Consider the following 8872-nt stretch of genomic DNA (forward strand, 5'->3'; position numbering starts at 1 on the left):
CCAGGGGCGCGGGGAACTGCGCAGTCTTTTGGCTTGTAGCCGCAGGGGAACGCGGCGCTCGGCCCGGACTTTCAGGGGCGCGGGGAACTGCGCGGACGGGCCCCGGCGGGGCCGTGTCCGGGGGACGTGACACGAAATCGCGTGAGCCGGGTACGTAAGGTTTCATGACTCCTGTCGTGCCGACCGCCACCTACCGCCTCCAGCTCCAGCCGGACTTCCCCTTCGCCGCCGCCGCGCAAGCGATCCCCTACCTGGCCGGGCTGGGCGTCTCCCATCTGCATCTGTCCCCCGTCCTGGAGGCCGTCCCCGGCTCGGGGCACGGCTACGACGTCGTGGACCCCGCGCGCGTACGGGAGGAGCTGGGCGGCGAGGAGGGCCTGCGGGCCCTGTCGCGCACCGCCCGCGAGCACGGCCTCGGGCTCGTCCTCGACATCGTGCCGAACCACATGGCGATGTCCCCCCGCCACAACCGCCCGCTGTGGGAGGTGCTGTGCGAGGGCCCCGACTCGCCGTACGCGCGCTGGTTCGACATCGACTGGGCGGCCCAGGACGGCCGGGTCCTGCTGCCGGTGCTCGGGCAGCCCGTGGGCGCGGTGACGGGCGATCTGGTGGTCGACGGGGACGTCCTGCGCTACCACGACCACGCGTTCCCGCTGCGGGCCGGCACCGCACAGCTGCCGCTGCCGGAGCTGCTGGACGCCCAGTGGTACCGGCTCACGTGGTGGCGCCTGGCCCGTACCGAGCTGAACTACCGGCGGTTCTTCAGCATCTCGGAGCTGATCGGGGTGCGCGTCGAGGACCCGGAGGTCTTCGACGCGACCCACGCCAAGATCCTCCAGCTGCTGGACGAGGGGGTCGTCGACGGGCTGCGCATCGACCACCCGGACGGCCTCGCCGACCCGGACGCGTATCTGCGCCGTCTGCACGAGGCGACGGGCGGGCGCTGGACGGTGGTGGAGAAGATCCTCGCGGACGGCGAGCCGCTGCCCGCCGCCTGGCCGGTCGCGGGCACCACCGGCTATGACGCGCTGCGGCACATCGACGGCGTCCTAACGGACCCGGCGGGCGCCGGGGAACTCCTCGGCCAGTACCGCCGCTTCGCCGCCCCCCAGGCCGACCGCGGGGGCGTCTGGGAGGCGACCGTGCGGCGGGCCGCGTACAAGGTGGTCCATCACGAGCTGGCCGCCGAGGTCGACCGGCTCACCCGTGAGGCGGACCGGCTGTGCCGCACGTCCGCGGACCCCGTGCTGCGCGACCGCGCCCCCTGGGCGCTGCGCACCGCCCTGCGGGAACTGCTCGTCCGGCTGGAGGTCTACCGGCCGTACACCTCGGGGGACGCCGCGTCGGTGCTCACCGAGGAGGCCGCGCAGGAGGCGAAGCAGGCCTTCAAGGTCCCCGAGGAGGCACAGACCGTCGATCTCGTACGGGATCTGCTGCTGGGGCGCGTCGGCGAGGGGCCGGAGTCCGCGGCGTTCCGGGCCCGGTTCGCCCAGCTCGCGTCGGCGCTGCGGGCCAAGTCCGTGGAGGACACGGCGTTCTACCGGTACGTACCGCTGCTGTCGGCCACCGAGGTGGGCGGCGAGCCCGGGTCCCCCGCGGTGTCCCCGGAGGACTTCCACGCGTACTGCGCGCGCGTGCAGCGCGACTGGCCGGCGACCGGCACCGCGCTGTCCACGCACGACACGAAGCGCAGCGCGGACGTCCGGGCCGCGATCTCCGTGCTCACGCAGGCTCCCGCCCGCTGGGCCGACCTGCTCGCCGAGGTGACCGGGCGGACGGCGGCCGAGGGCGTGGGCGCGCCGGATCCGCAGGTCGCCTGGGCGGCCTGGCAGACCGCTGTCGGGCTCGGCCCGGCGGACGGCGAACGGCTGCGGGGGGCGCTGCTGAAGCACATCAGGGAGGCGGGCCTCGGCACGGCGTGGACCGAGCAGGATCCCGCGTACGAGGAGGCCGTGGCGGACTTCCTGAAGGCGGGCCCGTGCGGGGCGCCGGGGCAGGCTGTCGCCGAGTTCAGGAGGTCGCTGGAGCCGTACGTGCGGGCGAACGTCCTCGGGGCCGCCCTGATCCAGCTGACGATGCCGGGGGTGCCCGACCTGTACCAGGGCACGGAGGTCGAGTACCGGGCGCTGGTGGACCCGGACAACCGGCGGCCCGCGCACTTCCCGCCGGGGGACACGGAGGGCGTGGGCGGCCTGTCCGCTCTCTCCGCCGAGAAGGCCGCGCTCACGGAGGCGGCCCTGCGGCTGCGGCGGCGGCGCCCCGCGGTGTTCGGCGAGTCCGCCGCGTACGAGCCGCTGCCCGCCCGGGGTCCGGGGGCCGCGCACTGTCTGGCCTTCGCGCGCTCCTCGGAGGTGGTCACGGCCGTCACCCGGCTGTCGCTGCGCCTGGAGGAAGGCGGCGGCTGGCGCGACACCGAACTGCCGCTGCCCGCGGGGCGCTGGACCGATCTGCTCGCGCCCGGACGGGAGTTCACGGGGCACGCGCGCGCGGAGGCGCTTTTCGGACGGTCGCCCGTGGTGCTGCTGGAGCGGGTGGGAGACGACCCGGTGCCCGCGGCCTGACGGGCGGCGCCGGGGCGCCGACACGCCCGTGCCCGCCGTCGGCGGTGGCATCGGCGCCCCGGACACCCGTACGTGCTGCTGGGCGCTCCCCGGAGGCGCCCCTCGACGTACTTGACAGTTCATCCGGTCCGTGGAGTACTGCGGATTGCGACGCCGGGCGGACCAAGTCGGGGGTGAGTCTCCTGCCGGAGCTGCGCTACCCCAGTGTGACCGAACTCGAACGCTCCGCCCGGGCGCTGGCGGCCCAACGGCCGGGCCTGTGCACGCTCCGGCGGGTCGGCTCCTCGCGGGCCGGACGGCCGCTGTGGCTGCTGTCCGTGGGCCACGCCGAGCGCGCGGTGCTGGTCGTCGCGGGCGCCCACGCGAACGAGCCCGTCGGCGGCGCGACCCTGCTGGCGCTGGCCGGGCGGGCCGTGCGCGAGCGGCGGCTGCGGGACGACACCTCTTGGCACTTCCTGCTCTGCGCGGACCCCGACGGCGCCGGCCTCCATGTGACGCCGGCGCCGCACACCCTGCTCGACTACCACCTCGGCTTCTTCCGCCCCGCCGGGCCCGAGCAGCCCGAGTGGTCGCCGTCGGTGCTGCCGCCCGGCCGGCTGCCGCCCGAGACGCTGGCCCTCATCCGGGTCATCGACGAGCTGCGCCCCTACCTCCAGGTGACGCTGCACGGCACCGACCTCGGCGGCAGCTGGGTGCAGCTCACCCGGGACATACCGGGCCTGGCCGAGCCGTTCGGCAAGTCCGCGGCGGAGCTGAACATCCCGGTCGAGACAGGCGCCTCGGACGCGGCCGGCTGGCCCGCCTCCGGGCCGGGGGTGCATGTGATGCCCGCGCCCGGCACTGATCCGGCGTATCTGAGCATGCCGGACGACGCGCGGGAGAGCACCTGGTACCGCGCCCATCTGTACGGCGGTCTGACCGCGGTGGTCGAGGTGCCGATGTGGGCGAGCGACCTCGTGGACGATCCCACGCCGCATCCCGCGCCCGCGGCGGCGATGGGCCGTCTGGCACGCCGACTCCTCCAGGACACCCGCCAGGTGGAGAGCTTCCTCAGCGACGCGCTGCCGCGGCTGCCGGGCCCCGCCGGGCCGCTGCTGCGGGCCGCCCGGTGGGCGCTGGAGCTGGTTCCCGGCCTGGCCGTCGACTGGGTACGGCCGCCGCCCGCGGACACCACGATGGCGCACGTGGGCAGCGTGGACGCGTTCGGCCGGCGGCTTCCGCTGCGGGCCGCGGCGATGCTCCTGCGGGTCCTGCGGGAGAGCGACGACCGTGCCGCGCCCGGCCTGGAACACCTGGTGGGCTCCTGGAGCGAGGCCTTCGCCCGGCGCTTCCGGGCGCGCTGGGTGCCTCTGGAGCACCAGGTCGAGCACCAGAGACGCACGGTGGTGGCCGCGGCCCGGCACGCGCGGGACGCGGCATCGTGAGACCGCACCGGTCGCGGTGTCGGTCCGGTCGGTGCGGTCGGTCCGGCGGGTCCGGTCAGTGCGGCAGGGCGAACACCGCTCCCGTCCGCGCCGCCATCACGCAGGAGTTGGCGAACGTCTCCTCGTAGGTGACCGCGTGGCCGCCCCACTCGCCGCGCGCGGAGACGGACACCGGCGCGTAGACCATCGGGCAGAAGGTGTCCTTGAGCGGGATCCGGCCGACGTCGCCGTGCGCGGCCCGCAGTTCCTCGCAGGCGCGCACGGCCTGCTCGTGTCCGCGGGGCGGGTCGCAGAGCAGCAGCGTGCCGCGGAGGTCGCCGGAGCGCGGCTCACCGCGGGCGACCGTCACATAGAGCCAGTCGCCCGCGGGCGCCTGCGGGAGCTCCGCGGCCCGGGCCGGCACCGGCCCCGCCAGGAGGAGTGCGCAGGCGGCCAGCAGGAAGGCCCGTACCGCCGCGGTCGCTTTCTGGTTGTTCGTCATTGCCTGTGCATCGGCACGCGGGGCCCCCGGGCCCACCCCGACTCACTCGAACGGCACCTCGGCCCGCGTCGCGGGCCTGCCGGCCGGACGCGACCCGGGACCCCGGTGGCGGGCCAGGTCGAACGCGGCGAGCACCACCCGCGCCTGGTACTCGGCCTGCCGCGCGACCGGGATCCAGCGCGCCCCATGGCCCTCGTGGTAGTCGGCGCACCAGCCGTCGATGAGCCGGTCGAGGTCGTCCGCCGCCCCGTACGGGTCCGCCCCGGCCGCGGTCGCCAGCTGGTGCAGCAGGCCCGCCGTGCGCAGCGCTATCCGGCGGGCGGAGATGCGCAGCGCGGTCAGGCCCGACGTGGTGAGCGGCGGCAGCGGGCGGAGCACGCCCGCGGCGTCCGTACCGGGGCCGGTGTCGGGGTCCCAGGAGTCGGCGAGGCCGGGGCAGACCAGGACGTAGTCGTCGACGGGCGCGAGGAGCCGGTCGACGTCCCCGGCCCCGCCGCCCGCAGTGGTCAGGTGGGGGCGGATGCGGGCCAGCAGTTCCTGGAGCAGGGCCGTGTCGTGGCGCAGGGTCCGCGCGACGTCCCGCAGCGCGCCCTCGCTGTCGGCGGGCACCGAGGGGTCCTGCACGGCCGCCACGCCCCACATGGGCGCCTCGACGACCGCGGTCACCGTCCCGTACGGGTGCGGGTGGAACCAGGTGGACTCGACGGCCGCCTCCGTGATGGCCGCGGCGAGGTCGCCGCGCGTCGGGGGCGGGATCCGGTAGACCGCCGGCCCCAGGACGGGCCAGTACAGCGTGTCGTACGGGGCGAGTTCGAGCGGGATGTCCAGGCGCGCCGCGATGTGCGCGAGCCGGGGTGCCATGCCGGGCAGGTCGCGGGTCAGCTCGACGAAGCCGCCGCCCACGTCGACGCCGTGCAGGGAGCACTGGAAGAAGGGCCGCAGTTCGTCCTGGAGGTCGAGCAGGGCGCGGGTCTCCGGCAGCGCGGCCCCCGCGGCGCCGTCGGGCAGCCACTCCGGCTGTTCCATGAAGCCGGGCCGGAAGAAGTTCCGGAAGTGGTGGCCGAGTGTGTACGGGCCCGCCAGCCAGCCCTCGTTGCGGCGGGAGCCGTCGGGGTCGAGGCACAGCAGGAGGTTCCAGGTCACGTCGGCGCCGTCGCACAGCCGGGGGTCGGCCAGGGCCCGTTCGGCAAGGCGCAGGACGGTGGCGCCGCCGACCGGTTCGTTGGCGTGGGGGCCCGCGACGACGAGGACCTGGCGGCTGCCGTGTCCGACGGACAGCAGCCGCAGCGGACGTCCGGCCCGGGAGGTGCCCACCTGGCGCAGCCGGGCGTCCCGCGGGCGGCGGCTCACGAGTGCGGCGGCCCGGACGCCCAGTTCGTCGACGGAGGGATAGCGGAGGAGTGGCGGCAGGGTCTTACCTCCGCGACGAGTGACCACCGGTTCACTTGGTGTGCATGGTGTACGCACAGTGAGTCACGGCGGCGCAGGTACGTCAACAGTCGGTGCGGATAGAAATATGCACACCCGTCGGGCCTCTTCGGGCCGGCCTCGGCGGAGGCGGCGGTTCCGCCCGCCGGGCCCGTGGGCCAGGGCCCACCCCGCTCCGGGACCCGTGCGCCTAGGGCCTGTCTGACAATTCCCGTCTGCCGCGCGACGCCATGCACGCACTCTCGCCGCACCGGGCACAGAGCCAAGTACGTCCAGTACGAGGCTCTGTACCCGGCACGGCGAGAGCACGCACCTGACGCCGCCCGGCCGCCCTCCGGGCGACGACGGGAATTGTCAGACAGGCCCTAGTCCGCCGCCAGCCGGAAGACCATCCGGCCGAAGCTGACCTGGTCGCCGACCTGGACGACGGCGGCGCCGATCACCCGCCGGCCGTTCACGGCCGTGCCGTTGGTCGAGCCCAGGTCGCGCAGCACCCACAGACCACCCTGACGGGTGAGTTCGGCGTGCACGCGCGACACCGTCTCGTGGCTGAGCCGCAGACCGCTGGCCGGGTCCCGGCCTATCCGCAGCGGGTACCGGCTCTCCGGCCGGGGCAGCAGCAGTTTGGGGAGCCGCTCGGCCTGCCATGCCCTGCGCAGTCGCACGGAGAACCCGGAGACCGCCTCGACCGTGCCGAACAGCAGCCGCGACCAGCGGCTCTCGGTGCGCAGATCGGCGGTGAGCGCGGCCAGTTCGTCCGAGGTGCGGGCGGCGAACGCGAGTTCCATCCGCAGGAGGAACGTGTCGTGCGACAGCCTCCCCAGGGCGGCACCCTCCCGGAGCGCCTTGAGCGTCCTGTCCCGCTCGGCGTCCGACAGCCGCGCGGGAGCGGGATAGGTGTGGAACTCCGAGGACGACGTCACGCAGCCGATTGTCTGGCAGCGCGGCCGGAGTGTCCAGAAAACACAGCACTTCAGAGGAGTGCGCACCGCGGACAGGGCCGTTTTCCGTCGCCGGATCAGCAGGATCGTCGTCCGATCGAGCGGATCCGAAGGTGAATTGATCTCGTTTGACGCACCATGGGACCGGCGAGGTCACGGTGAGCAGACGAGGGAGAACCGTCCGTGCAGTTCGAGGTGTGGGCACCACAGGCCGATCGCATGACGCTCCACTGCGCGGGCACCACGCGCGCGTTGGAGCCCGATCCGCAGCGCCCGGGGTGGTGGACGGGAGAGGCCGAGGCGCAGGACGGCACGCGGTACGGGTTCGCGGTGGACGACGGTCCGGTGCTGCCGGATCCGCGGTCGTACCGGCAGCCGGACGGACCGGACGGCCTGAGCGCGGTCGTCGACCAGGAGCGGTACGTCTGGCGCGCGGACTGGGCGGGGCGCGGGCTGCCGGGCGCCGTGCTGTACGAGCTGCACGTGGGCACGTACACGCGCGAGGGCACGCTGGACGCGGCGGCCGAGCGGCTCGGGCACCTGGTGGAACTGGGTGTGACGCACGTCGAGTTGATGCCGCTGTGCCCGTTCCCGGGGCGGCACGGGTGGGGGTACGAGGGGGTGTCGCTGTGGGCCGTGCACGAGCCGTACGGCGGCCCCGAGGCGCTGAAGCGTTTCGTCGACCGGGCGCACGAACTGGGCCTCGGTGTCGTCCTGGACGTCGTGCACAACCATCTCGGCCCGTCCGGCAACTATCTGCCCGCGTTCGGCCCGTACTTCACGGACACGCACCACACGCCCTGGGGTTCGGCCGTGAACCTGGACGCGCCCGGCTCGGACGAGGTGCGCGCGTTCCTGCTGGGCAGCGCGCTGTCCTGGCTGCGCGACTACCGGATCGACGGCCTGCGCCTGGACGCGGTGCACGCGCTGTACGACACGCGCGCGTGCCACTTCCTGGAGGAGCTGTCGGCGGCCGTGGACGGGCTCTCCGGTGAACTGGGCCGGCCCCTGTTCCTCGTCGCCGAGTCGGACCTGGGCGATCCGCGGCTGATCACGCCCCGCAAGGAGAACGGCCTCGGGCTGCACGCGCAGTGGAACGACGACTTCCACCACGCGCTGCACACCGCGCTGACCGGTGAGAAGCAGGGCTATTACGCGGACTTCGGCCGGGCCCCGCTCGCGGCGGTGGCGAAGACGCTGACGGCGGGCTACTTCCACGACGGCACGTACTCCAGCTTCCGGGGCCGGCGGCACGGGCGGCCGCTCGACCGCACGCGGGTCGCGGGGCACCGGCTGCTCGGCTACTCGCAGACCCACGACCAGATCGGCAACCGCGCCCTCGGCGACCGGCTCGCGGCCTCCCTCTCCCCCGGTCTGCTGGCCTGCGCGGCGGCTCTGACGCTCACCGGGCCGTTCACGCCGATGCTGTTCATGGGCGAGGAGTGGGCTGCGGGGACCCCCTGGCAGTTCTTCACGGACCACACGGACCCCGAGCTGGCGGAGGCCGTGCGGCGGGGCAGGCGGCGGGAGTTCGGGTCCCACGGGTGGGCCGAGGAGGACATCCCGGATCCGCAGGACCCCGCCACGCGCGAACGGTCCTGTCTCGACTGGTCCGAGCCGGAGAAGGGGGTGCACGCGCGGGTGCTCGCCTGGTACCGGGAGCTGATCGCGCTCCGGCACGCCCAGGCCGACCTCACGGATCCCGATCTCGCGGACGTGAAGGTCGCGTTCGACGAGGGCGCGCGCTGGCTCGCCTTCCGGCGGGGGGATGTCCGGGTGGTCGTGAATCTCGGCGCGGAGCGGGTGCGCATTCCGCTGGGGACGCGGCCCGCGCGGGTGCTGGCGGCTTGGGAGCCGGTGGATGTTCCTGGCGGGGACGGGCTGTTGGGGGTGCCTGGGGAGTCGTGCGTGGTGCTGCTGCAGGGGTGATTCGTCTGCGGGTCCGGTGGGGGCCGTTCGCGCAGTTCCCCGCGCCCCTTAAAAGCCAAAAGACTGCGCAGTTCCCCGCGCCCCTGATGGGGCGCAGCCCCTCCTAGG

6 protein-coding genes are annotated in these 8872 nt (G+C 74.5%); 3 read left to right on the forward strand and 3 right to left on the reverse strand.

The features are described from left to right. The first annotated feature begins 164 nt into the window (after positions 1 to 164). Together treY and ACFWGJ_RS37865 are read left to right on the forward strand one after the other, a co-directional pair. A complete protein-coding gene (gene treY / locus ACFWGJ_RS37860; protein ID WP_387333500.1) occupies positions 165 to 2561 on the forward strand; it encodes a malto-oligosyltrehalose synthase in 2397 nt (798 codons plus the stop codon). Positions 2562 to 2734: 173 nt separating this feature from the next. After that, positions 2735 to 3985 carry a M14 family zinc carboxypeptidase gene (locus ACFWGJ_RS37865; protein WP_387333501.1) on the forward strand — a complete coding sequence of 417 codons (1251 nt, stop codon included), beginning with the start codon at positions 2735 to 2737 and terminating at the stop codon, positions 3983 to 3985. A 55-nt stretch (positions 3986 to 4040) separates the two neighbouring features. Here ACFWGJ_RS37865 and ACFWGJ_RS37870 read toward each other — a convergent pair whose 3' ends face one another. From ACFWGJ_RS37870 to ACFWGJ_RS37880, 3 genes are all read right to left on the reverse strand, one after another. Next, positions 4041 to 4466: an SSI family serine proteinase inhibitor gene (locus tag ACFWGJ_RS37870; RefSeq protein WP_387333502.1), complete on the reverse strand. Its 426-nt coding sequence runs from the start codon at positions 4464 to 4466 to the stop codon at positions 4041 to 4043. Between the two features lie 42 nt (positions 4467 to 4508). Continuing rightward, positions 4509 to 5903 (reverse strand): M14 family zinc carboxypeptidase, encoded by a 1395-nt coding sequence (locus tag ACFWGJ_RS37875; protein ID WP_387333503.1) that lies wholly within the window; start codon positions 5901 to 5903, stop codon positions 4509 to 4511. A 356-nt stretch (positions 5904 to 6259) separates the two neighbouring features. Next, positions 6260 to 6817, reverse strand: coding sequence for a DUF1707 and FHA domain-containing protein (locus ACFWGJ_RS37880; RefSeq protein WP_387333504.1), 558 nt, complete (start codon positions 6815 to 6817; stop codon positions 6260 to 6262). A gap of 201 nt (positions 6818 to 7018) precedes the next feature. Between ACFWGJ_RS37880 and treZ the strand changes: the two genes are divergently transcribed. Further along, on the forward strand, positions 7019 to 8764 hold the full coding sequence (gene treZ / locus ACFWGJ_RS37885) for a malto-oligosyltrehalose trehalohydrolase (RefSeq protein WP_387333505.1): 1746 nt from the start codon (positions 7019 to 7021) through the stop codon (positions 8762 to 8764). The last annotated feature ends 108 nt before the right edge of the window (positions 8765 to 8872 follow it).

It is taken from the genome of Streptomyces sp. NPDC060205 (assembly GCF_042728395.1).
Classification (GTDB): Bacteria; Actinomycetota; Actinomycetes; order Streptomycetales; family Streptomycetaceae; genus Streptomyces.